Genomic DNA, 22,599 nt, shown 5'->3' on the forward strand with positions numbered 1-22,599 from the left:
GTGTCAGCGCTTGACCTGGTACTTGACTTCGACGAACTGACCGATCTTCTCTGCAGAGACCAGTTCCACATCATCGGTGAAGACATTGCGGGGCAGTAGCGGCTGACCTGCGGCGAGGAACACTGGCGCCACATGCAGAACAATCTCGTCCAGAAGGCCGGCGTCGAGGAATTGGCCGGCGAGATCTCCGCCTCCTTGGACCCAGATTGTCCCGTCACCTGCGGCAGTGCGGATGCTCGGGAATGCCTCTGCCACATCCCCGGAGACGAACCGCACGTCCGCGCCTGACGGTGCTGTCAGCTCCCGGCTGGTGAAGACGAAGGTTGTGCGCTCACCGAAGTATTCAGCCCACAGGTCTGCGTTGTTCAGCAGGTCTTCCTGCGAGAGCAGCCACTCGAAGGTGGTCGATCCCATCACCAGCGCGGTCGTCGCTTCCATGAGGGGTTTGGTTTCGGGCGTCTCGCCCTCGATGGCGAAGAGCCAGTCGAGGGAGTTGTCCGGCGTCGCCAGGAATCCGTTGGCAGTGGTCGCAGTGGCGTAGATGACGGTCATGGGCACAGTCTTCCACGCTCCTCGACATCCCCCTCGGAAGTCCCCGCCACCTATTCACTCCCGTAACTCTGAACCCACCCCCTTTCCATTTTCGCCCTAGAACACGGAAACCCCTTTTTGAATCAGGCCCCTTCGCAAATGCACTGGTAGGCGGGTTTCAATAAATCAGGCCCAGTATCAAAAGGGGGTTCTGTGTCGCCGGCCGAAAACGAAAGGGGGGCAGAGTGAATCCGCCATGCCCGGCACTATCCCCGGAACCACGTCCGGTACCATCTCCGCAGCGCGCTCACTCCTTCTTACGCCGTTCCGTCAGCCACTTAATGCGCGTCCGATTGTCCACCCAGATCCCCGGCGCCTGCTCGGCGAAACCCCTAGGCGTCAGCGCACCCTTTGGATGGGCCCGCAGTGCAGCGGCGATGATCTCGAGGGCCTCCCGGGATTCCATCTCTGCCCAGCGGATCCTGATGACTCTGTACCCGAGGTTCGCTAACCCATTTTCCCGCCGACGCTCTTTCCGCAGCACATACTGCGTATCCACATCCTCACCGCGATACTTGATCTCCCCGTCGACCTCGATAATCAGCCCGTACTCGGGGAAGAGGAAGTCGACCCGACCAGCCCACTCGCCCTTGTCGTTGAAGATGTTCGCCTGTTGGATGAATCGTGGGAAGCCGGCTGAGATGAGTAGGCCTCTCATATAGGACTCGGCAGGACTTTCTGATCCGTAGGTGGAGTTGTCCAGAACCTTGGTGACTAGGGGGCCTCGGCGTTTTCCGTCTTTCTTCATGGCGCATTCCTGGATTGCGTCTTTCGTAATTCCCCGGGACATGGCTGCTTCGACGACCATGAGTCCGTAGTAGAAGGCGAAGTCGTCGTCGGTACGCAGGCGGGAGATGATCGCGGCCGCGGTCCATGCCACGGATGTCACGGCGACGCCCGATGCCATCACGATGTGCTCCTCCGGAACCTGGCGGTATCGACAGTGAACGAGCGCCCCAAGCCAGGTCTCTCCAGGTGTCGAGTTCTTCTTACACCTGGTCGATCCCACCACGATCTTTGCGGGTATTCGCGGTTGCGGCAGGCGGTGGGTCGCGATCGCGGCATCTTCGCACAGGAATCGCCCTCGATATTTCAGTGCGACGGCGATGCAGGTCAGCCAGTATTTATCGCGGTTGTGGTACTCGAACCATTCTATGAAGTCGAAGTAGCAACCGGTCCAGAGCTCGACGAGGCGGCGCTCTGCGGTGTCTTGTTTCAGTTGTTTCCGAGTCGCGGCGTCGTAGGGGAATGCCACGCGAATTCCCAACTGATGCTTCCCGACGTCCCCTTCCCACACCGGCACCTGCGTCCGACTCAGGCGTTCAGGGCGATTATCGGATCTCTGTGGTGTGTTCACACCTCACAGAGCTATCGGTAGGCGAAGAACTCCTGCTGAACGGCGGATGAAATGCCGTTCGATTGTGGATAACCTATCCGGCTTCTTCGGCTCCGCGGCCCGGATGGGTCTTGGCTGCGCCGTTGCTCTCGCCAGCGCCACCAGAGGTCGCAGCAACCAGGTCTTTTCGGGCGCGGGCCACCCGCGAGCGGATTGTTCCGAGCCGGCAACCAGAGATCTCTGCCGCCTCCGCATAGGAGTAGCCGAGTACCTGGGTGAGGATCAGGGCCTCGCGGCGGTCATCGTCGAGTTGCTCGAGCATGAGTCGCACGTCAACGAGTTCGGCCCATGAGGAGCCGGTGTCGGAGTCTTGGGTGGCGTCGTCGATGTCGACGTCGGAACGCCGGGGCCTGGCCATGTCGTGGCGGACCGAGTCGACCCAGGCGCGCCGCGCCAGCGATAGTAGCCACGTGCGAGCGGAGGAACGGGCAGCAAACCGGGGCAGTGAACCCATCACGCGGAGGTAGGTCTCCTGGGTCAGATCATCTGCGACGTCGGGGTTGGCCAGGTGTGCCAGTAGTCGCCAGACGTCCATTTGCGTCAGGCGGATGAACTCGGTCAGGGCAGCCTTGTCACCGCGGCCAGCGCGGAGCGCCAGCTCGGTGACGCGGTCGTCGTCCCTGCCGGTGGTCATGCAGATCAGGGTAGCAGTCCAGGTGGAGCTCCCACTTTCGTTCGATAGGCGATCCCGATCGTCATTGAATCAATAGAAAGCCACGCTCTATTGACGGTTATTGATAGGAGGGGTACCGTGTTAACTGTCAGCCCGCCCCGGCTCAACCCGTCGTTTTTAGGGTCATTTCCGGATCGAGAGACGCCGCCGAGCTTTCGGCGACCCATCCCATTTGCACCACTCGCCAGCTACCTAGAAAGGGAAGAAACCCATGACTTCCTCCAAGGACATCGCGAACAAGGGTCTGGATACAGGCACTTCCAACGGTGACACCACCCGCCTCAATGGCGCACCGGTACCGTCCGAGCAGCACTCAGTGACCACCGGCCCGCAGGGTGGAATCAACCTCCATGACATGCATCTGACGGAAAAGCTTGCGCACTTCAACCGCGAGCGCATCCCGGAGCGAGTTGTGCACGCCAAGGGTGGCGGAGCATTCGGTGAACTCACCATCACTGAGGATGTCTCCAAGTACACCAAGGCTGGACTTTTCCAGCCGGGCACCAAGACTCCGATGCTTGCGCGTTTCTCGACCGTCGCCGGCGAGCAGGGTTCCCCTGATGGTTGGCGCGATGTGCGTGGTTTCTCGCTGAAGTTCTACACCGAAGAGGGCAACTACGACCTGGTCGGAAACAACACTCCGGTGTTCTTCATCCGCGATGGCATCAAGTTCCCGGACTTCATCCACTCTCAGAAGCGTCTGCCGGACACCGGCCTGCGTGATGCCAACATGCAGTGGGACTTCTGGACTGAGTCCCCGGAGTCCGCACACCAGGTCACTTACCTGATGGGTGACCGCGGTATCCCGAAGACGTGGCGCAACATGGACGGCTTCAGCTCGCACACCTACCAGTGGATTAACGCTGAGGGTGAGCGCTTCTGGGTGCAGTACCACTTCAAGACCCGCCAGGGCTGGGAGTTCCTTACTGATGCAGAGGCTGAGGAGCTCGTCGGTCAGAACACCGACCACTCCCGCCAGGACCTCTTCGAGGCCATTGAGCGCGGCGACTACCCGACCTGGGACGTCAAGGTTCAGATCATGCCGTTCGACGAGGCGGAGGATTACCGCTTCAACCCGTTCGACATCACCAAGGTCTGGTCCCAGAAGGACTACCCGCTCATCCCGGTTGGTCACTTCACCTTGAATGAGAACCCGCGGAACTTCTTCGCGCAGATCGAGCAGGCTGCGTTCGCGCCGTCGAACTTGGTCCCTGGTATTGGTTTCTCGCCGGATAAGATGCTGCTGGCTCGCGCCTTCTCGTACGCGGACGCACACCGTCACCGCGTTGGCGCCAATGCTGAGCACCTCCCGGTGAACAGCCCGATCAAGCAGGTCAATACGTTCTCGCAGGATGGCGCGGCTGCGTACCGTTTCGCGGATCCGAGCCTGCCGGTCCACGGCTCCAACATTGCCGGTCGCGGTTCGCAGGAATCTCTGGACGGTGGCGATCTCGGCCTGTGGGCTGCCAAGGGTGAGGAGCCGTTCCGCGGCGCGTACATCCATCACTCTGAGGATGATGATTTCGGCCAGGCCGGAACTCTCGTCCGTGAAGTCCTCGATGATGAGGCTCGGGATCGTCTCGCCGGCAACATCGCCCGCGCGATGGACGGCGTGAGCCCGGAGGTCGAGGAGAAGTGCTACATCTACTGGACCAACGTGGATGAGTGGCTCGGCTCTGAGGTCAAGAAGCGGTTCCAGGAGAACAAGGCCTAAAAGATAGAGCTTCCCGACGTTCCCCTCGCTCCGCGAGGGGCACCGCACAAACACAACACCCCTCCACGGATATCCGTGGAGGGGTGTTGCTGACCCAGTGGCCGTCGGAGCATCTGACGGTACTGTCCTGGGCCGGACTGGTTGACTAGGGTTCGTCCGGCCAGGTTTATGTGGTGTTGTTGGACAGGGGCCTGTTCTTACATGTCGCCGTCGGCCGGCATCGGCATGAGGACACCGTCAATAGCGTGAATGACACCGTTGGAAGCGGTCATGTCCGGGTCGGTGACCTGGACAGTGTTGCCATCGGCATCCATGAGCCAGACTGCGTCGCCATCGATCTGGATGGTGAGCATTTCGCCCTGGAGGGTTTCGACGGTCTCGCCGTCCATCTCCATCACGTCCGCTGCCATCACTTCACCGGGGATGACGTGGTAGGTCAGGATTTCGGTGAGGTCGCCGGAGGGGTCCGCGAGGAGCTCGTCGAGAGTGCCTTCCGGCAGTGCGGCGAAGGCCTCGTTGGTCGGTGCGAAGACGGTGTATGGGCCGTCATTCTGCAGGGTTTCGACGAGGTCGGCTGCCTGGAGCGCCTCAACCAGGGTAGAGAAGTCCGGATTGCCCATTGCGGCATCGACGATGGTGTTGCCGCTGGCCTCTTCGCCGTCAGTCTCCGTCTCTGTCGTGGTGTCGGCAGAGTCCATCTCGGAGGTCTGGGTGGCAGTGGTGCCCTCAGTGTTGTTGTCCATGGTCTCGTTGTCATCGGAGCATGCGGCCAGTGCAAAAGCGAGTGACGCGGCGCCGACGGCAGCTACGAGGGTGCGCTGAATTTTCATGATCAGACCTTTCAGTGTTGGGCCACACCCTGCCATGGGGCTGTATGTGTATGAGGTGCGACGCACTTTATATTACACATATGGATAAATTAGTCAATAGGAAATTAATTCCTACGGAGAAGTTCATGCCTGATTGCCTGCTCAGCGCTGGTAAATCTGAACGCGTGGTTGGCACTTTCTAGTGCCTCTGGAATTACTCGCTGGTTCGAAAGCGCCAATTCCTTGTTGCCCTCTCGTCCGAGAATCACACTCGGGGCGAACGAGGGCACTGTGATGGCAGTTGGTCGGCGCAGGACGGAGCCGAGAATGTCGGTGAATTCCTTGTCGTCGACAAGCCCGGGGGAGACCGCATTGACCGGACCGCTCAGAGCCGGATCGAGGGCGGCGCGGTGGTAGATGTCCAGCATGTCGTCCAGTGCGATCCACGGGAACCACCTGGTTTCCTTGCCAATGGGCCCGCCGAGGAAACCAGCGATCGGCGCTGCTAGCACCGGCAACAGTCCACCGCCCCCAGCTAGAACCAGACCGGTGCGTACATTCACTACTCGCACACCTGCCTCCCGAGCAGGTTCCAACGCCTCCTCCCAATCAGAGACGATGTCCGCCAACGGACCCTCCCCGGTAGAGGCGGACTCTGGCAGCACTTCATCGCCACGGTCGGCACCGTAGTAACCGACGGCGGAGGCGCAGACGATCGTCGAGACTCCGGACATAGACGCCAATTTGGCCAGCTTCTTTGTCGGGCAAACGCGAGTTGATCGGATTTTCGCAAGATGCGAGTCGGTGAACCGACCCATGATGGAGGCGCCAGCCAGGTGGATGAGGGTGTCCACGTCTTGCAGGAGGGCACCGTCTGGATCTGCCGGTTCCCAGAACCTGGACTCGGTGGCGCAGTCATCGTCATGGGTGCCCACGGCCTCGATGTCTCGGACTAGCCGGATCACCCGGTGTCCGAACATCGACAAAAGCGCCGTCAATTGCGTTCCGATCAACCCGGTGGAACCGCTGATGGCGATGGTTTTCCGAGGGACCGCGTCTGCGTCCTCGACACCCACGTACCCGGCCAATCGGTCAGCCGCCGCGAGATCACCAGCAGTCACGGCATTGCGGTAGTGCAGTGTCTGCCGCATGGTTGGGATCGGGAACCGGGAGCTCACGGTGTCACGGATCAGTGTGTTGTCACCGTTCGGCAGGATCTCGTGGACGTGCGTGAACTTCAGCAGTCCCTGCAGCGGTTGGTCAGAGAAACTGTCCGCGAACTGGCGGCCCTCAATGAAATCCGCCGGTTGATGCCGAGCAGAGAGGGATATTCCGAGGGGGAGGGTGAGGGAAGTGTGACCGTCGGGAAGCGCGGTTGCTTCTGAGGTTGGCCGCATGGGCAACAACCCGGGCATGAGGCGCCGAATGGCGCCGGGACTTTCGTACCAGGCCCAAACGCGTGCCTGGTCGTAGGGAATGGATTCTTCGTTGACCAGGCGCATTGTCTATGCGTCCTTTCGCATGACTGAGGTAACCACGCCGTGGTCGAAGCCGAGCTTGCGGTAGAGCCCGTCGGCGCCGGTGGGGCTGGTGGTGTCCACGTGGAGGGTGATGGAGTCGATGTCGCCGCTGTCGGCCGCGGCGCGGATGGCGGTGGTGAGAACCGCGGGTGCCAGGCCACGACGACGGCCTTCCCGGCGCACACCGACCAGCGCCAAGTACACCTCGCGGGGCACGGTCTGCAGCGCCAAGCAATAGGCGAGCACCCGGCCATCTGGGTCGACTGCCACAACGGAGTATTCCGGGCTCGCGCTGATGGAGTGCCAGTCCTCATCCCAGATCTCAGCAGTCGGCGGGGCTTCTCCCCAGTGGTCGCGGAAAGCGTCGATGTGCGCCTCACGCGCTGCTTCCTGGTCGGATTCCTGCACCTTCCGCACGACGATGGCATCGGTTCGCGGCCGCGGCTGGAAGTCGTCCGGCAAGGCATCCAGAGACAGCTTCATCTTGTCGAACAGTCGGACCTGACCGTAGCCATGGCGAGCCAGCAGCGCCGCCTGCGGGGAGTTCACTCCCACACCAAAGGTCTGTAGGCAGCGCGGCCCGGTGATTCCGCGCTCATCGGCCAGTTCGATGACGCGCTTTTCCATCGTCGGCAGCAGCCACGGACCAATCGGGTCATAGTGCGCGGGGTCGATGAGGAACTGCAGGTCAAGGTGGCTGAGGCCATCCGGATCGGGTGTCTCCTCCACGCTGATCAGCCCCACCGCGACCAAATCATCGCCGGCGAAGACCGCCCAGGTGTCCTTCTCTAGGTCGAGGGTAGGGGTGTCGAGGCTCTCTGCGAGCGTCTCTTCGTATCGCTTCTCGACGCTCTCCTCAACTTCCGCCACCCTCCCCGTCAGGCCTGACCAAGCGGGTACGAGATCAGATCGAAGTGGAACACAGGTGTAGCCCTCGCCCGGCGAATCGCCGGTGGTGTGGGAGTGCTCTGGCTCCTTGGCGGAGTCGGAGGTAACGAAGCCTTTCAGCGTCTCGAGGAAGTTCATCTTCCCGAGCGTAACAACACAAAAGAGCACCCCGCAGAAACCTGCGGGACGCTCTGGTGCCTTCAGTGCCGACCGAAGCCGGCCTTTGGCTGGGGCTTTAGGAGGCCGGGACGTCCTTCAGGTCGCGCTTAACGACTTTGCCGATGACGTTGCGCGGCAGTCGCTCCGGGTAGAAGACGACCTCCTTGGGAACTGCCGGGAGCATGAAGTTCTCGGCGACCCAGTCGCGGATCTGGTCGGGATCGATCTCGATGCCGTCCTTGAGCACGACGTAGGCCTTGACCTTCTGGAACGTGTCCGGGTCGTCGATGCCGACGCAGTAGGACTCCAGAACGCCATCCATGGTGTCGATGATGTCGGAGACGGAGGCGGGCCAGATGTTCTCGCCGCCGACAATGATCATGTCGTTGTTGCGGCCGAGGATGCGCACGCGCTTGGAGACCGGATCGATGACAGCGTGGTCACCAAAGTCCAGCAGTCCATCGCGGTAGGTCGGCTCGTGGCGATCGCCGAGGTAGCCCTTCATGGACATGGAGTTATGGGCGTGCAGGACGCCGACAGTTCCGTCTGCGACCTCTTCGCCGGTCTTCTCATCGAGGATTGCCATGCGGCCTGCCCACACCGGGTAGCCGGCGGTATTCGGGTCCTCGACCAGATCCTGGGGGCTAGCGACGGCAACGAGGAGACCTTCGGTGGAGCCATACGCGCTGGCCAGGATGTTGCCGTAGTTCTTCTGCAAGCCACGAACAAGCTCTTCGCTCATTGCGTTGCCGGCATTCATGATGAACTGCAGCGACGAGGTGTCGAACGATCCATCATCGACAGCGAGCACGTCCTTAAGGAAGACAGCCGAGGACACCATGCCGGTGCACTTGTACTGGTCGACCTGGCGCAGCACGTTCTCCGGGTCGAAGATTCGCTGGGTGATCAGAGTCGTACCGAAGCCGAGGCCGAGGACAGTAACGCCCCAGCCGAGCAGGTGGAAGCAGCTGGCGGTGAGCTGGATCCGAGCACCCGGGCGAGCACCTTCGAGCACATCGACGGCTGGCGCCAGGACGCCGAGCGGGTTGACCGGCTCAGAGTGGTGCACGGCCTTCGGGATACCGGTGGTGCCGGAGGACATCATGATGACGCCACCCTGCTTTGGGCGCTTGGGGATCTCCGCGTTCTTCGGGCCCGGGTTCGCCCACAGGTCCTGCAACGACTGGAAGTCAACGTCAGCGCGTGCACCCTCGGCGACGTGGCCGTGGATGGTGATGACACCGAGCTCGGAGAGATCCTCCGGCAGGCGCTCGTCGAACTCGGAATCGAAGATGATCGCGTCGAGCTGGTGCTCGTCGATGATCGCCCTGAGCTGCTGTCCGGAGGCGCCGACGTTCAGAAGGAAGGCAGTGTATCCGAGGTATCCCTTGGATGCCAGCGGCACAATGAAGCCACGGCCGTTGCGGGCCATGATGCCCACGCGGCTGTTCTGATCAATGCCGTGGCTGGCCAGCGCCTCTGCGGTCAGGCGAGCCTGGTTACGCAGCTGGGTGTAAGTCAGTTCACCGTCATCATCGATGAGGGCTGCGGCGTTCGGGGTACGTGCGGCTGCGCCCTCGATCAGGCCAGACAGGCTCATGCCGTACTTGGCGACGGCCTTGACGGTCTTTGCGACCGAGCCCTTCTCCGCGCCGTCGAAGACATCGACGTTATGTACGACACCGATGCCTCGCAGCGTTGCCTTGAAATCTCGAATCTTGCTTTCGAACACTGCAAGCCTCTCGTCTGGATCCGCTCTGGGCGGGTGCGCCTAAAGCTGTGAAAAAATAAGCTGACGTTCGCACTATAGCTGTGAAACGCTCTGGCCAAGGATGTCGAATAGTTTAAGCCACAAAATCTGGGAATGCCATCCTAAATGGGCAAAGAGGCAAGCTACTGCTTCACGCATCCCCCCGCAACCGAATACCTATACATAGGGAAAACCCCACACGAGGTGTTCGTGTGGGGTTGTCGCTGAGTCGAGAACCGCTCGGGTGGAGCGATTGTGGACTCTGAAGCCGTGGGGCTCAGGCCAATTACAGGCCGAGGTTCAGTCCACCGAGGCCGCCACCAAGCAGGCCGCCGTTGTCCTGGCCGGTGTTCAGCAGTCCGCCGGTGCCCTCACCGGTGTTGCCCAGGATGCCGCCCTGGCCAATGAGGCCTTCGCGCAGGGTCTGGCCGAGGGGGTTGTTCAGGTCGCCATCACCAACGGTCTGGCCTCCCAGCTGTGCGGCTCCGTCGCCGGTCTGGCCGCCGAGCTGAGCGGTGTCGCCGCTGTTGGCCTGGGACAGCGGAGCGTTGGCAATGTTGCCTTCTCCGGTGTTCTGGACAGCTTCGTCGGAAGCGTGGTCGCCACCGACAACCGGACCGCCGACACCGTTAGCCTGGTTGTCGCCGGCTGCGAAGAGGCCGACAACTTGGTCTTCGCCTGCGTTGGCGAGTCCAAGGTTTCCGTCAACGTTGACCAGGCCCAGGTCCTCACCGCTGGTGAGGAGGTTGGCGTCGCCGCCACCGGTGATCGACTCGAAGCCCGGCAGGACCTCGACGGTGATGGTGTCCGGAGCGAAACCGGAGAGGGCCTCGATGAGAGCGATGTAGTTGTCCATGTGTAGTCCTTCGCGACTGTGTGGCGGTTGTTGTGTGGAGGAGTTGCAGAGGCAAAAGACTTGGGACAACCGGGATATCCGGGGTGTAACGAATCTTTTCCATAAGCGATGAGCCAAACTTTAAGAGTCGCCTGGGAAGACGGCAATAGCGAACGAAGAGTGTGGCGCACGACACATGTCCGTTAGGCGAACAGGGCGTGAATCCGGGATGTAAACCCCCTGCTCAGGGTACCCTTAGTGTGGTTAATAGTGGTTTCTTAGATCAAAATAGTTATACCCACGTATGGGGGTATCGGTAACGGTTATGTTAACAGTTCTTTGTTCCAGTCGTAATTCCGCGGCCGCCAGAAATTCTGTACCTATCTAAGGATTTTCATGCCGATTACGTCGAGTTTTGAGGTTCGCCACATGTTTGCAGATTAGGCCTACTTTCCTAGCGGCAAAAGCGCAGCGCTGGTACGTCCGCGTTTTGGCGATTTTTCGCCCGTTTTGAGAGCTCCGCGAATAGCCGCTGGCCTCTTTTGTCACATCAGTCACACCAGTAACAGAAGTTCACTATATTTGGGCCCATGGAGCCCACATCATCTGACCGGCAGTCATCTGAGCCTGAGGACCTCCTTACAGAGGAGATCGCGGCGACGGATGTCCCCGAGCAGGACGGAGTGCTGGCGGAGGAGCCCGAGAACAGCAATCTCCGCTCGGAGCGTCGTCCGCTGGTGCCTGGGATCCTCGCTGCGCTGATGGTGGTGCCTCTTATCGTCGGGGCGGTCCTGGTTGGATCCGGCACCGTGAACCTGTGGGGTGGGCCTGCGGGCTCTTCGGTGGAACAGAGCGATGGGGCAGCGGCTGGGTCTAGTCCTCATGGACAGGCGCAGACGGCGTTACAGGAAGCGGCAGCGCAGTCGGGCCTACTGGTTAGTGGATTGGAACAGGGCTCAGAAGGCGTCGGGGAGATCAGGACAGGTACCGGAGAGCTTGCAGACGGTCTCGTTGAACTCCAAGAAGGAGCTCGCCAACTGGTCGAGGCAACTCAGGAACTATCGACAGGTCTCGATGATGCCTCCGGTGGCCTGCCTCTGCTGGCTGCGGCCACCGGTCAGATCAATGGAGCGATTGATCGGTCCCGTGAGTCGCTGCAGGCCTCCAATAGCCCGGACGCACAGGCTGCCATCGGGGACTTGGACTCGCTGCAGCGGCAGCTGGGATTGATCAATTTCGAGGATCTGGCGGCTGACCTTCAGAATGCGTCGAGCGGAGCTCAGGAGATTGCTGCCGAATCAGGAACCGCTCTGACAAATGGGCTGAACGACGCGACCGAGGGATCCGAGGTCCTTCTTGAGGCGATGGACGAGCTCCAGGGCGGCATTGACCGTCTGGAAGGAATGGCCACTTCTGGCAATGAGGAGATCGCCACGGCCCGCTCTGCCCTCGGGGATGTCTCTGATGCGGAGTTCGCCGCAGCCGCCGGGACCGTGGATGCCACCGAGGCAGCTCAGCGCACCGTAGTGGTCTTGCTCTTCTTCATGATGGGTGCAGCCGCGTTGTTGTGGCTCCTGCCGGTGAATCAGACTGCCCGAGCGCTTGGTGCGGTGATTGCGGTCGGCACTGTCACGCTGTTGGTGGTCACCCCGGGGTTCACGGTGGCGACAGGGCTGCTCGCGGTGCTGTTTGTCGCCGTGGCGGCTATCGCGTCCGCCGCTGTCGCAGGCGTCCTGTTCAAGGTGCTCGACCGCAGGTGGGGAATCATCGCGATCGGTACGGCGATGCTGATCCAGGTCATCTATCTCGGCGTCTTCCTGCGCACTTCCCTCGCGGAGATCCCTGCGATCGTCTCCGCATTGATGCCCTTGACGTACCCGTCTGCAGGGATTTCTTCTTTGCTTAACGACGCCTCCCTCATCCCCTTCACCACCACCATCACCCTGACCGCTCTGTTGGGTGCGCTGGGGATCGCCTCGATCTGGGTAGGTCGACGCTCAGAGCTCAAGGCGGAACTTGCTCAAGAGGAAGAACAAGAGCAAGAACACGAGGAAGAAGACGAGCAATTAGTGAGTGTGGCTGCGAACGCGGAAACGCCGGATGGCGAGGACGGTTCCGCCGATGGCGAGAACCAGGAGCACGACGAACGCTCCGGAGGCGACTCCGATCCCCGGGAATCCCATTAGCTGAGCTCGGGCGTTCCACGACATCGTCTGATTTTCCATCCCGTACATTGACGAGCCGAGCGGGAACATCGCCAGATAGCCGAACCTAGCCAGACCGACCCACGCGAAGATCGCGACGATCGCCGCTCCCCAAGTGAAACCTTCGGAAGCTCGGATCGACCGGCGTGGGGGAGTGTCCGTCTCATCGCTGTTCTCATCGGCGGCGCGCAGCGCCTGCTCTGCTCGGTCTTCACGGGCCTGCTTCGCCAGGATCCATGCCGCGAACATCGACAGGACCGTGAGAATGACAAGAACGACACCAAACATGGACCCGACGATAGTCGTGACTAAACCCGGACCCCGACGCCGGTGGGTAGGGGTCTGCCGTATCCTGCACAGATATGGACTATGTGTCGATTCAGCTAGTGCTGCTTGCCCTGCACTTCGCACTCGTGGCGGGCATCGCCATCGCGGTGCCGCTGCTGTGGAAGGGTGCCGTTTTCGTTCCTGAGCGTGGTCGCCAGGAGATGGGTGCCGTCTTCGCACGATGCCGGGACGTCTTCATCCCTGTTGGAGCGATTACCGCGCTCATCATGGCCGAGTCGGTCTTCAAGGATCTGCTGGATCCGACTTTCATGACGACCTACGACATCCTCCTTTCCCGCATCTACGACCTGTGGGCCTTTGTCTCCCTGTACCTGCTGCTCCTTGTGATCGGCCTGGCGGTATTGCTGGGGATTCAGGGGCGGGATCTGCTGGCGCCGTCGGTGTCGGTGATTTCCGGGCTGTTCCGGGACGCCCTGCTGGTGCTGTCCTTCGTCGTCTTCATCGTGCTGGCTCTGGTCGCTTGGCTGCTGGTCGGCACCGTGGTCACCGCGCTGGTGCTCTTCCTTGGAGTGCTGTACCTCAGCGTGCTGTACTTCTACCGCGCGGAGAAGATTCGTGACGAAGTACTGGGTGATGACTGGGTGATCTAGACCCGCCCACTCTGATTGGCCCGGCCACCTCGGCCGGGCCTTTTCAGCTCTGATGAATGAGGCGGAACTAGTCCCAGACATGAAAGAAGACCATCACCGTGTGGTGATGGTCTCTCTCTGTTGTCGGGGTAGCGGGATTTGAACCCACGGCCTCTTCGTCCCGAACGAAGCGCGCTACCAAGCTGCGCCATACCCCGGTCTCGACTTGCCTCGCTTGCGCTCAGCCTGTCTCGGCAACGTTGTCTAGGTTAGGCGATGTGGCCGGGAAAACACAAAACAAGTGGTGAACCCCGGTAAACACCCCGTGGTCCCACCCTTACCCCGGGTGAACTTCGATGAGGGTGGCGCTCGGGGCGCAGAACAGACGCACCGGCGCATAGGGGGAGGTACCCAGTCCGTTGGTCACGTGCAGGCTGGTGCGCTCGGTCCAGCGGGATAATCCCCGTGCTCGGGACCGGTCGATGCCGCAGTTGGTCACGATCGCACGACCGCCGGGCAGGCACACTTGGCCGCCATGGGTGTGGCCAGACATGACGAGGTCGTAGCCGTCCTCCGCGAATAGGTCCAGCACCTCCGGCTCCGGGGAATGGGACAGTCCGATGGAGAAGTCCGCGCTGGGGTCTGCAGCGCCAGCGATGAGGTCGTGGCGGTTGTAGTTGTGGTGGGGGTCGTCGACACCTGCCACGGCGACTTTCCAGCCGTCGCCGACGGTCAGGTCGAAACGACGGTGCGTCGCATCTTCCCAACCACGCTCAATGAATGCCGCACGCATGCCCTCCCAGGGGAGTTTCACCGCTGAGGGGACTCGCTTCTTTTTCGTCAGGTACTTCATGGGGTTGGACGGGCTAGGGCCGAAGTAGTCATTGGTGCCGAAGACGAAGATGCCCGGGACGTCCAGCAGCGGGTCGACCGCCCTCAGCACTGCCGGAACCGCCTGCTCCGAGCCGAGGTTGTCACCGGTATTAACCACCAGATCCGGCTTCAGCCTGGCCAAATCCGCGACCCACCGCTGCTTCTTTTCCTGATCCGGAGTCATGTGCAGATCCGAGATATGCAGAATGCGCAGGGGTTTCGTGGGGGACGGCGAAGTCTCACCGCTGCGGGCAGGAGCGTTCAGGCTCACGCGGTGGAGCTTGAAGTGCGTCAGCTCGATCTTGTTCGCATAAGCAAAGGTCAAGGCGCCTGTTGCTGCACCGAGCGCCATGGTGCCACCGAAGATAGTGGCCGCCTGACGGAGAACTGACGGGGACTTCTGGGTGTCGCTCATGCGCTCCACGGTAGTACAGCACATTGTTTGCACAGGTAGGCCCGCGCGCAGGTTGTAACCTGGTGACATGAGTGAACTGAAGTCCCAGATTACCGCCGATATGACGGCATCCATGAAGGCCCGCACCAAGGAGCGCACCAGCGCTCTGCGCATGCTCAAGGCCGCCATCCAGACCGAAGAGGTCTCCGGCCAGAAGCACGAGCTCGACGACGCGGAGATCCAGCGCGTTATCGAGCGCGAAATCAAGAAGCGTCGCGAGTCCGCTGAGGTCTACCGCGAGGCCGGACGCGACGAGCTGGCTGAGAAGGAAGAGCAGGAAGCAGCAGTATTCGCTGAGTACCAGCCGCGTCAGCTCAACGACGAAGAGCTCAACTCCCTCGTCGACACCGCTGTTTCCGAGATCTGCGGCGACGAGCCCTCCATGAAGGCCATGGGTCAGATCATGTCCGCAGCTAAGGAGCGCGCTGGCGCGTCGGTCGACGGCAAGCGCCTGTCTGCCGCTGTGAAGTCCCGCCTGCAGGGCTAATCAAAACAGCCTCCTGACGTCTCGGCCTTAGACCGAAAGAGAGCCGCCACGGTGTGTGGCGGCTCTTTGCGTCGGGAAGCGGGGGTTGATCTTTTAGCGCAGCGGAATGGTGCCGATGCCCGGGATGTCGATCGACGGCGGCAACTGGATGCCGCCTCCGCCGCCTCCTCCACCGGTACCGCCTCCGCCACCGCGGTTGCTCTCACGCTCAGGGCGGGGCTCCGGTGCCGGGCGGGATCCATCGGAGACCTCCAGCGTCACGATGCCGCCTTCCAGGACTGCCTCCTGGTTGCGGATGCCGGAGACCTCCCCACGCGGGCGACCGGTACCTGCAGCGGATGCAGTGTTGACCCGGAAACCAGCCTCTTCAAGAAGTCGAGTGGCCTCCGTCTCGCGCTTACCGACGACATCAGGGATCTCAGCGGTGCTGCTGCGGTAAGCATCATCCATCGGGTTCAGCCCCGGACCACCGAAGTTGTCCAGCACCGGCATCACCGCAGAGAACCAGGACCTAGCCGGCTCACGGCCGCCGAAGAGATTGCCGCTGCCGCACTGGCGCACCGGGGAGGTGCACAGCTCGGAGGTGGTGGTGCCGTCGTTGTAGATGTAGGACGCTGCGGACAAGCCACCGGTGAACCCGAGGAACGCGGCGGACTGGTTCGACTCGGTGGTGCCGGTCTTGCCGGCCATCTCCCCCTCCCAGCCAGCGGAGCGGGCTGCATCTTCGGCGGTGCCGTCGACGGTGTCCAAAGCCAGGGCGTGGGCCATTGCGTTGGCGACGCTCGGCTCTACGGCGTCCTCGCACGGAGGGACGTTGATGTGCACGTCATTGCCATTGCGGTCAGTAACTCGGTCCACCGGGTTCGGCGCGCACCAGCGGCCCTGGGAGGACAGCGTCGCGCCAACGTTCGCCAACTCCAGAGCGCTGACCGGTGTCGGTCCAAGGACGTAAGAGCCGAGGTTGTGGTTCTTGACATAGTCAGCGACCGAGGACTCGCCGTCAAAGCTGCCCTCGTCGAGGTAAGACCGCATGCCCAGGCGCACAGACATGTCCACGACCTCGTTGATGCCGACCTGCTCGGCGAGCATGACGAACGAGGTATTTGGGGATTCAGCGAGAGTCTCAGTCAGAGTCATCGACGAATCGAAGGTGCCGGTGTTCTCCACGCAGTACAGACCGCTGGGGCAATTCTCGGCGCCACCGTCACCAAGGCCGGTGGCCTCATAGCGGCGCGGCACACTGAGTTCAGCGTCGATGCCCATGCCGTGCTCGATGGCTGAGGCAGCGGCGAAGATCTTGAAAATAGATCCGGCGCCATTGCCGACCGTTGCCCACGGCTGGGGCTGCACCGTCTGACTGCTCTCAGTGTCCAGGCCGTACGGGCGGGAGGACACCATGGCCAGCACGCGGCGGGAATCCTCGCCCGGCTGGATGATATCCATGACCTGAGCAACGCCACCGGCATTCTCTGCGGTGGTCTCACGGACTGCGCGCTGGGCGTTCGCCTGCACCTCCGGATCGAGAGTTGTATGGACGGTGTAGCCACCGCGGCTGAGCTGCTCGTAACTCATGCCCTGCTCTTCAAGCCAGTCGATGACGAAGTCACAGAAGTAGCCGGAGTCCCCGGCAGCGATGCAACCGTGTGGCATTCGATTGGGCTCAGGAAGAACACCGAGCGGCTCATTTGTCGACGAGCGCAACTCCGATTCGGTGATGGCGCCGTTGTCTGCCATCGCCTGGAGCACCGTGTTCCGTCGGTCCAGGGCGCCGTCCGGGTTCGTGTACGGATCCAGGCCAGTGGTCTGCTGGACCAGGCCAGCGAGCATCGCGGACTGCGTGATGTTCAGTTCAGAGGCGTGGACGCCGTAGTAGGTCTGTGCCGCAGCTTCGATGCCGAAGGCACCGTTTCCGAAGGGCACCAGGTTCAGGTAACCGGCGAGGATCTCATTCTTATCCATGAGGTCTTCAAGCTGGTGCGCGATCTGGATCTCACGAATCTTGCGTCCGTAGTCAGTGGCGACAGCGCGCTGGCGCTCGGCGTCTGTTTCTGCGGCAACGAGGTATTCGTGGTTCTTGATCAGCTGCTGCTCGATCGTCGAGGCACCCTGCTGGACCGAGCCAGAGGTGAAGTTCGCGACGGCCGCACGAAGCGTGCCTCGCCAATCCACGCCACCGTGCTCCCAGAAGCGCCGGTCCTCAATAGAAACGATGGCACCCTTCATATTGTCGGAGATCTGATTCGACTCGACGATGAAACGCTGCTGTTCATAGAGGTGCGCCAATGGTTCACCGTGCACATCGGTGATGGTGGTGACTTCCGGTGCGTCTCCGTTGATGAGCCCCTGTGCGGACCCCTCCAAACCACTTGCAGTGCGCAGGAGTGATTGTCCGGCGAGGCCGGCTGCGGGGAAGACCGCGGCGGCCAGAATGACACCGGAGAGAACCGTCGCGACGAGAAGCCGCAGTACCAAAGAACCCTGATTCACAGGGCCTACCCTACTTGGCCAGCCGCGGTATCCCATTTATCGGGAAAATTTCCTCAGATTCCTCGTCTGCGACTCGATCTAAGCGCTTTCGCAGCAGAGTGGTCACACGGGGTGGGTGCTGTGAGCCTCAAAACGGGAATTCCGTGTTTTCAGCACTCGGTAGCCAGCGGTGTGCTACCCCCATTTCCGCGGGTTCTGAACAGGTGATTTTTTTACACTTGTCCAGATGGCGGGTGGGTCGGGGGTGGGTTAGTGGGCCGCGCGAAATGGGCGGGGCGCACCAGAGTAACGGCAGTTCTCCAGTGTTAGCCTTTTTTCCCGTAGAGAGTATCCGCTCGCTGAGGCGCTCTATGAGGTCCGCTCTCTCCGGTGTAGTGCATGGGGCCCGGCGTATGCCTTTACCCCCAGAATGTGACCTAGTAGACATATACTGAAAATGTGTGATTAGACTTACAACTATCAAGAAGTGAGGATCCCGTCGGATACTTGAAACTCCAAAACGCTTAGTTAGAGCGGATTTGGCCGCACAGGAGGAAAGAATCATGACCGCAACGTTGCCTCCCCGCACCGCTGTAGACACAGATCTGGCCCCGGAGCTCGGCCCCGAGAGCTTCCGCGACCGAGGCGAGTGGATCACCCACGCAAAGTGCCGCGACATCGACCCGGACGAGCTCTTCGTCCGCGGCGCAGCTCAGCGTCAGGCAGCAGTCATTTGCCGCCACTGCCCGGTCGCACTGCAGTGCCGCGCAGACGCTCTCGACAATGAGGTGGAGTTCGGCGTGTGGGGCGGCATGACCGAGCGTCAGCGCCGCGCACTGCTGCGCGAGCACCCCGAAGTCACCAGCTGGGCGGACTACTACGCCGAGCAGCACACGCGTCAGCGCGACGCCCACTCTGCATGACATCAGGCTCAGTCGTTATATTTGTTTTATGACTAACAAGTGGGAGTACGCAACTGTCCCGTTGCTCACGCACGTGACGAAGCAGATTCTGGATAGCTGGGGCATCGACGGGTGGGAGCTCGTTTCTGTCCTGCCGGGCCCGACGGGTGAGCAGCACGTCGCTTACCTCAAGCGCCAGCTCGAGGAGGCCTAGATCATGGGCAAGTACTCCGAAAAGCTTGCTGAACTGGGCATCGAACTGCCCGAGGTCGCAGCTCCTGTCGCCGCCTACGTTCCGGCGATCAAGGTAGGCAACCTCGTCTACACCTCCGGTCAGCTCCCGTTCGTCAACGGTGAATTGCCGGCACTTGGCCATGTTGGCGCTGAGGTTGACGCGGACACCGCGAAAGACCTGGCTCGCACTGCCACCCTCAATGCCCTGGCTGCGGTCGACGCCCTGGTTGGCATCGACAACGTCGTCCAGGTCGTCAAGGTCGGCGGCTTCGTCGCTTCCGCCGCTGGCTTCAGCGGTCAGCCAGGTGTCGTCAATGGGGCTTCTGAACTGCTCGGAGAGGTTTTCGGTGACGCCGGCGCCCACGCCCGTGCAGCCGTCGGTGTCGCGGAACTTCCGCTGAACGCACCGGTCGAAATCGAAATCACGGTCCAGGTCGAGGCTTAACCCCCTGCGCGCTCAGCGCAAATGTATACGGACGCGGGTCAGGCTCAGATCTGACCCGCTGACGTGTATCTGAGGAGAGCGTCGCGAAAGTCACGTTGCGTCACGCCCTTCCGTGTCGTTCAGTCCTGCCGTCACAACGTAAGATGTGCGGCATGGAGCATCCCGCTTACAACCAGTTGCGCCCGGTGAATGAATCTGTGGGCGTCGTCCTGTGCAGCAATCCCAGTTACGGTGCCTTGGAGGGGACTAACTCCTACATCATCCGCGCCGACGGCGATGCTCGGAGCATCGTCGTTGACCCTGGTCCAGAAGACGAAGGACACCTCAATGTCCTGCACCGTGAGGCCGGCGAGGTTGCGCTGATCCTCCTGACTCACCGCCACGCAGACCACGCCGATGGCGCGGCTCGCTTCCGCCAGATCACCGGAGCACCGGTTCGTGCTTTCGAACCCGCCTACTGCTCCGGTGGCGGGGAAGTGCTTTACGACGGTGACCGCATTCACATCGACGGCGTCACGCCGCGGGTCGAGGTTGTGCACACCCCCGGCCACACCGCCGACAGCGTCTGTTTCTTCATTCACCCGGGTGAGGGCGAGGATGTCGTGGGAATCTTGACCGGCGACACCACCGCCGGACGCCACACCACCACCATCTCCGAGACCGACGGCGACCTGGGTAAGTACCTGCAGACCCTGCGAATGCTCGAAGAGCGCGGTGCCGGGATCCAGATGCTCCCCGGCCATGGCGCGGAACTGCCGGACACCTCGGCGATCGCCCGCAAGTACATTGACCGGCGCGAACAGCGCCTGGAGCAGGTCCGCGAAGCCCGCGAGAAGCTCGGTTCGGGTGCCACGGTCAACCAGTTGGTCGACGAGATCTACACCGATGTGGACCCGGTGCTGCGCCACGCCGCCGAGCAATCCACCCGCGTTACCCTGAGGTATCTGCAGGACCAGGAGTAACCGACACCAGGAGGACCCGTGGCAGACCGGCCGCCCCCATCCGTCCCAGACGACGAACCGGATGGGCCTGCTGCGCACCGCGCTCCCGTCGTCACGGGTCACACTAGGTCTAAAGAGCGAACCCTCTCCCCAGACGTCGCCCGCGGGCTGATGCTCCTCGGTATCGCACTTGCCAACGGCACCACCGCCTGGCTGGCATTCGGCAGCGATCTGCTGCCCACACCACCGGTGTCCACCACGGACACGGTCGTCGATGTCATCCTGGGGATCTTTGGCAACTCCCGTGGTCTACCGATGTTCGCATTGCTCTTCGGCTTCGGCATCGGAATGCTGGCCGTGCGCGAATGGAAACGCGGCACACCCTGGAAGTCAGCCAGGAAGTTGATGTTCCGGCGCTACTGGGCGCTGGTCCTCTTTGGTGCCCTGCACATGGTGTTCCTCTTCTTCGGAGACATCCTCTTGATGTACGCGATCTATGGACTGGTCGCGGCATTCATGGTGCCGTGGCGCGATAAAACCCTGCTGTGGTTCGCGGGCCTGCTGTTCTCTATTTACGTCCTTTTCCAACTGGGCTCGTTCGCTCTCATGGCCGTGTCCGGAGAGTTCGCCGTCGACGCTGCTGCTGGAGCACCCGGAGCCGAAGGATTCGCAGAAGGTGAGAACATTCTGCTGTCCATGTTCGGTGCAGAAGCCCTCCAGGGAACGTATCTGGCGCAGATTCTCACCGGACTCGTCATCCTGGTTTCGACTCCAATTGCGGTGATCTTCGGTGCTCCGCAGCTGTTCTCGTTGGTCTTGGTCGGTATCGTCGTGGCTCGTCGCGGCATTCTGACCGATGCAGAAAACCACCTGAAGCTGCTGCGGATCGTCGCGGTCGTTGGGCTGTCTGCCGCGGTGCTCACCGGTGTTCCTGCAGGACTGGAATCCGCCGGAGTGCTCAACACCGAGATCTGGGCAACCCTCACTCAGATCGCCGGCAACCTGGCCGGACCGGGCATCATTGCCGCGATCGCCTTGGCTCTGCGTGGGCTGCAGCAGAAGCAAAAGGCAACCGCCGACGCCGGTGTCGACGCCCCGACAATGCCCATGCCGCTGGAAGCACTGAAGGCACTGGGTCAGCGCTCAATGTCCGGCTACCTCATGCAGTCGGTCCTCTTTATCGTGCTGGTCTCCGGCTGGGGCTTCGACGTGTTCGACGGGGCCTCCGTTGCAGCGATCGCTGGTTGGTCGGCCCTCATCTGGCTGGTCACAGTCTTCTTCGCCTATGGCTTGGAAGTGGCAGGCAAGCCCGGACCTGCAGAAAAACTGCACCGCAGAATGACGTACGGAGCGGCGGACTCTCGGGCGCTGTAGGTCTGGCAGAGCCGCTACCGACCCATAGAATTGCCGACTCCCCCGGGTAGGGCCCGGGGGAGTGGGGAGGGGGACGTCGGGAAGCGAATCCCCGAACGGGTCCCTCTTAGCGCGCGCGCTTAGCCAGACGCTCTGCGTCCGTGATGAGGACGGACTTGCCCTCGATGCGAATCCACCCGCGGTGCGCGAACTCGGCGAGAGCCTTGTTGACCGTCTCGCGGGAAGCGCCAACCAGCTGGGCGATCTCCTCCTGCGTGAGGTCGTGCGTCACCCGGAGGCTGCCACCCTCGTTCTGACCGAAACGGTTGGCCAGGGAGAGCAGCGCCTTGGCGACACGACCGGGAACGTCCGTGAAGATAAGGTCCGCCAGCGAGTTATTCGTACGACGCAGGCGACGAGCCAGCATCCGCAGCAGCTGCGCGGAAATGCCCGGGTAGGTGTCGATCCAACCATCGAGCTGCTGCTGAGTCATCGTGGCGGTGGTCGTCTCAGTGACACAGACCGCCGAGGACGTGCGCGGGCCCGGGTCGAAGATCGACAGCTCTCCGAACATGTCCGAGGGACCCATGATGGTGAGGAGATTCTCGCGGCCGTCGGGAGAATGACGGGCGAGCTTCACCTTGCCTTCGATGATGATGTAGAGCCGGTCTCCGGGCTCGCCCTCATTGAAAATGGTGGTACTGCGGGGGAAACGGACCGTCTCAAGCTCGTTGAGCAGGCCGTTCACTGCTTCGGGGTCAACGCCCTGAAAGACGCCGGCCCGCGACAGAATCTCGTGCACATCGCTCACTTGTGTATTTCCTTCCCATCGCACCATCAAATCTGCGACGAACCGGTTTGCCGTAACCCCGCGAAATGTCTGCTTGGTGAGGCCCAAGCGGAGACAGGAGGGGCTGGTGGTGAAACCTGTTAACTGTGACGTGACCAATCCTACAGTTTCACGGGAGCTCGCGTGACCATTGCCACA

The 22,599-nt window shown here is 61.7% G+C and carries 21 protein-coding genes and 1 tRNA gene; 9 read left to right on the plus strand and 13 right to left on the minus strand.

The genetic code is table 11. The annotated features are described in order from the left end of the window. Nucleotides 1-3: 3 nt before the first annotated feature. The 3 genes from YWU_RS0102410 to YWU_RS14730 form a co-directional block, all read right to left on the minus strand. Nucleotides 4-552: a dihydrofolate reductase family protein gene (locus YWU_RS0102410; RefSeq protein WP_027019211.1), complete on the minus strand. Its 549-nt coding sequence runs from the start codon at nt 550-552 to the stop codon at nt 4-6. A gap of 286 nt (nt 553-838) precedes the next feature. Further along, nucleotides 839-1,948, minus strand: a complete 1,110-nt coding sequence (locus YWU_RS0102415; RefSeq protein ID WP_205618278.1) for an endonuclease domain-containing protein — start codon at nt 1,946-1,948, stop codon at nt 839-841. Between the two features lie 73 nt (nt 1,949-2,021). Beyond that, the gene (locus YWU_RS14730; protein ID WP_051259930.1) at nt 2,022-2,621 is read right to left on the minus strand and encodes an RNA polymerase sigma factor; all 600 of its coding nucleotides are present in this window, start codon (nt 2,619-2,621) and stop codon (nt 2,022-2,024) included. 250 nt (nt 2,622-2,871) lie between these two features. Between YWU_RS14730 and YWU_RS0102425 the strand changes: the two genes are divergently transcribed. Continuing rightward, nucleotides 2,872-4,374 carry a catalase gene (locus tag YWU_RS0102425; protein ID WP_051259931.1) on the plus strand — a complete coding sequence of 501 codons (1,503 nt, stop codon included), beginning with the start codon at nt 2,872-2,874 and terminating at the stop codon, nt 4,372-4,374. A gap of 197 nt (nt 4,375-4,571) precedes the next feature. Here the strand turns inward: YWU_RS0102425 and YWU_RS0102430 are convergent, their stop codons facing one another. The 5 genes from YWU_RS0102430 to YWU_RS0102450 form a co-directional block, all read right to left on the minus strand. Further along, nucleotides 4,572-5,204 carry a fasciclin domain-containing protein gene (locus tag YWU_RS0102430; protein ID WP_034646801.1) on the minus strand — a complete coding sequence of 211 codons (633 nt, stop codon included), beginning with the start codon at nt 5,202-5,204 and terminating at the stop codon, nt 4,572-4,574. A 104-nt stretch (nt 5,205-5,308) separates the two neighbouring features. Then, entirely contained in the window at nt 5,309-6,685 is a 1,377-nt protein-coding gene (locus tag YWU_RS0102435; protein ID WP_027019215.1) for a TIGR01777 family oxidoreductase, read from the minus strand. Between the two features lie 3 nt (nt 6,686-6,688). Next, nucleotides 6,689-7,729 carry a GNAT family N-acetyltransferase gene (locus tag YWU_RS0102440; RefSeq protein ID WP_027019216.1) on the minus strand — a complete coding sequence of 347 codons (1,041 nt, stop codon included), beginning with the start codon at nt 7,727-7,729 and terminating at the stop codon, nt 6,689-6,691. A gap of 97 nt (nt 7,730-7,826) precedes the next feature. Then, nucleotides 7,827-9,482, minus strand: a complete 1,656-nt coding sequence (locus YWU_RS14735; protein WP_051259932.1) for an AMP-binding protein — start codon at nt 9,480-9,482, stop codon at nt 7,827-7,829. Nucleotides 9,483-9,786: 304 nt separating this feature from the next. After that, nucleotides 9,787-10,356 (minus strand): hypothetical protein, encoded by a 570-nt coding sequence (locus YWU_RS0102450; RefSeq protein ID WP_027019217.1) that lies wholly within the window; start codon nt 10,354-10,356, stop codon nt 9,787-9,789. Between the two features lie 569 nt (nt 10,357-10,925). Here YWU_RS0102450 and YWU_RS0102455 point away from each other — a divergent pair. Further along, a complete protein-coding gene (locus YWU_RS0102455) occupies nt 10,926-12,521 on the plus strand; it encodes a phage tail tape measure protein (RefSeq protein ID WP_027019218.1) in 1,596 nt (531 codons plus the stop codon). Here the strand turns inward: YWU_RS0102455 and YWU_RS18085 are convergent. After that, nucleotides 12,402-12,827, minus strand: a complete 426-nt coding sequence (locus tag YWU_RS18085; protein WP_156892683.1) for a hypothetical protein — start codon at nt 12,825-12,827, stop codon at nt 12,402-12,404. The genes YWU_RS0102455 and YWU_RS18085 overlap by 120 nt on opposite strands. Before the next feature lie 74 nt (nt 12,828-12,901). Between YWU_RS18085 and YWU_RS0102460 the strand changes: the two genes are divergently transcribed. Further along, the gene (locus tag YWU_RS0102460; RefSeq protein ID WP_027019219.1) at nt 12,902-13,477 is read left to right on the plus strand and encodes a hypothetical protein; all 576 of its coding nucleotides are present in this window, start codon (nt 12,902-12,904) and stop codon (nt 13,475-13,477) included. Between the two features lie 123 nt (nt 13,478-13,600). Here YWU_RS0102460 and YWU_RS0102465 read toward each other — a convergent pair. Both YWU_RS0102465 and YWU_RS0102470 read right to left on the minus strand, forming a co-directional pair. After that, nucleotides 13,601-13,674: transfer RNA gene (locus YWU_RS0102465), tRNA-Pro, on the minus strand. Nucleotides 13,675-13,793: 119 nt separating this feature from the next. After that, complete coding sequence (locus tag YWU_RS0102470) at nt 13,794-14,744, minus strand: metallophosphoesterase (RefSeq protein WP_027019220.1); 951 nt, start codon at nt 14,742-14,744, stop codon at nt 13,794-13,796. Nucleotides 14,745-14,811: 67 nt separating this feature from the next. Between YWU_RS0102470 and YWU_RS0102475 the strand changes: the two genes are divergently transcribed. Next, nucleotides 14,812-15,270: a GatB/YqeY domain-containing protein gene (locus YWU_RS0102475; RefSeq protein WP_027019221.1), complete on the plus strand. Its 459-nt coding sequence runs from the start codon at nt 14,812-14,814 to the stop codon at nt 15,268-15,270. Nucleotides 15,271-15,363: 93 nt separating this feature from the next. Here the strand turns inward: YWU_RS0102475 and YWU_RS0102480 are convergent, their stop codons facing one another. Beyond that, entirely contained in the window at nt 15,364-17,757 is a 2,394-nt protein-coding gene (locus YWU_RS0102480) for a transglycosylase domain-containing protein (protein ID WP_027019222.1), read from the minus strand. Nucleotides 17,758-18,299: 542 nt separating this feature from the next. Between YWU_RS0102480 and YWU_RS0102485 the strand changes: the two genes are divergently transcribed. The 5 genes from YWU_RS0102485 (at nt 18,300) to YWU_RS0102505 (ending at nt 21,632) form a co-directional block, all read left to right on the plus strand. Next, on the plus strand, nt 18,300-18,659 hold the full coding sequence (locus YWU_RS0102485; RefSeq protein WP_027019223.1) for a WhiB family transcriptional regulator: 360 nt from the start codon (nt 18,300-18,302) through the stop codon (nt 18,657-18,659). Between the two features lie 28 nt (nt 18,660-18,687). Further along, nucleotides 18,688-18,852, plus strand: coding sequence for a Sp36 family protein (locus YWU_RS18090; RefSeq protein ID WP_156892685.1), 165 nt, complete (start codon nt 18,688-18,690; stop codon nt 18,850-18,852). Between the two features lie 3 nt (nt 18,853-18,855). Then, nucleotides 18,856-19,317, plus strand: coding sequence for a RidA family protein (locus YWU_RS0102495; protein ID WP_027019224.1), 462 nt, complete (start codon nt 18,856-18,858; stop codon nt 19,315-19,317). 152 nt (nt 19,318-19,469) lie between these two features. Next, nucleotides 19,470-20,279, plus strand: a complete 810-nt coding sequence (locus YWU_RS0102500) for an MBL fold metallo-hydrolase (RefSeq protein ID WP_027019225.1) — start codon at nt 19,470-19,472, stop codon at nt 20,277-20,279. 18 nt (nt 20,280-20,297) lie between these two features. After that, nucleotides 20,298-21,632: a DUF418 domain-containing protein gene (locus YWU_RS0102505; RefSeq protein ID WP_051259934.1), complete on the plus strand. Its 1,335-nt coding sequence runs from the start codon at nt 20,298-20,300 to the stop codon at nt 21,630-21,632. 106 nt (nt 21,633-21,738) lie between these two features. On the opposite strand, the gene YWU_RS0102510 is transcribed toward YWU_RS0102505, so the two are convergent. Further along, a complete protein-coding gene (locus YWU_RS0102510; RefSeq protein WP_027019227.1) occupies nt 21,739-22,422 on the minus strand; it encodes a Crp/Fnr family transcriptional regulator in 684 nt (227 codons plus the stop codon). Nucleotides 22,423-22,599 lie beyond the last annotated feature (177 nt).

This window comes from Corynebacterium sputi DSM 45148, from assembly GCF_000427865.1.
Lineage (GTDB): Bacteria > Actinomycetota > Actinomycetes > Mycobacteriales > Mycobacteriaceae > Corynebacterium > Corynebacterium sputi.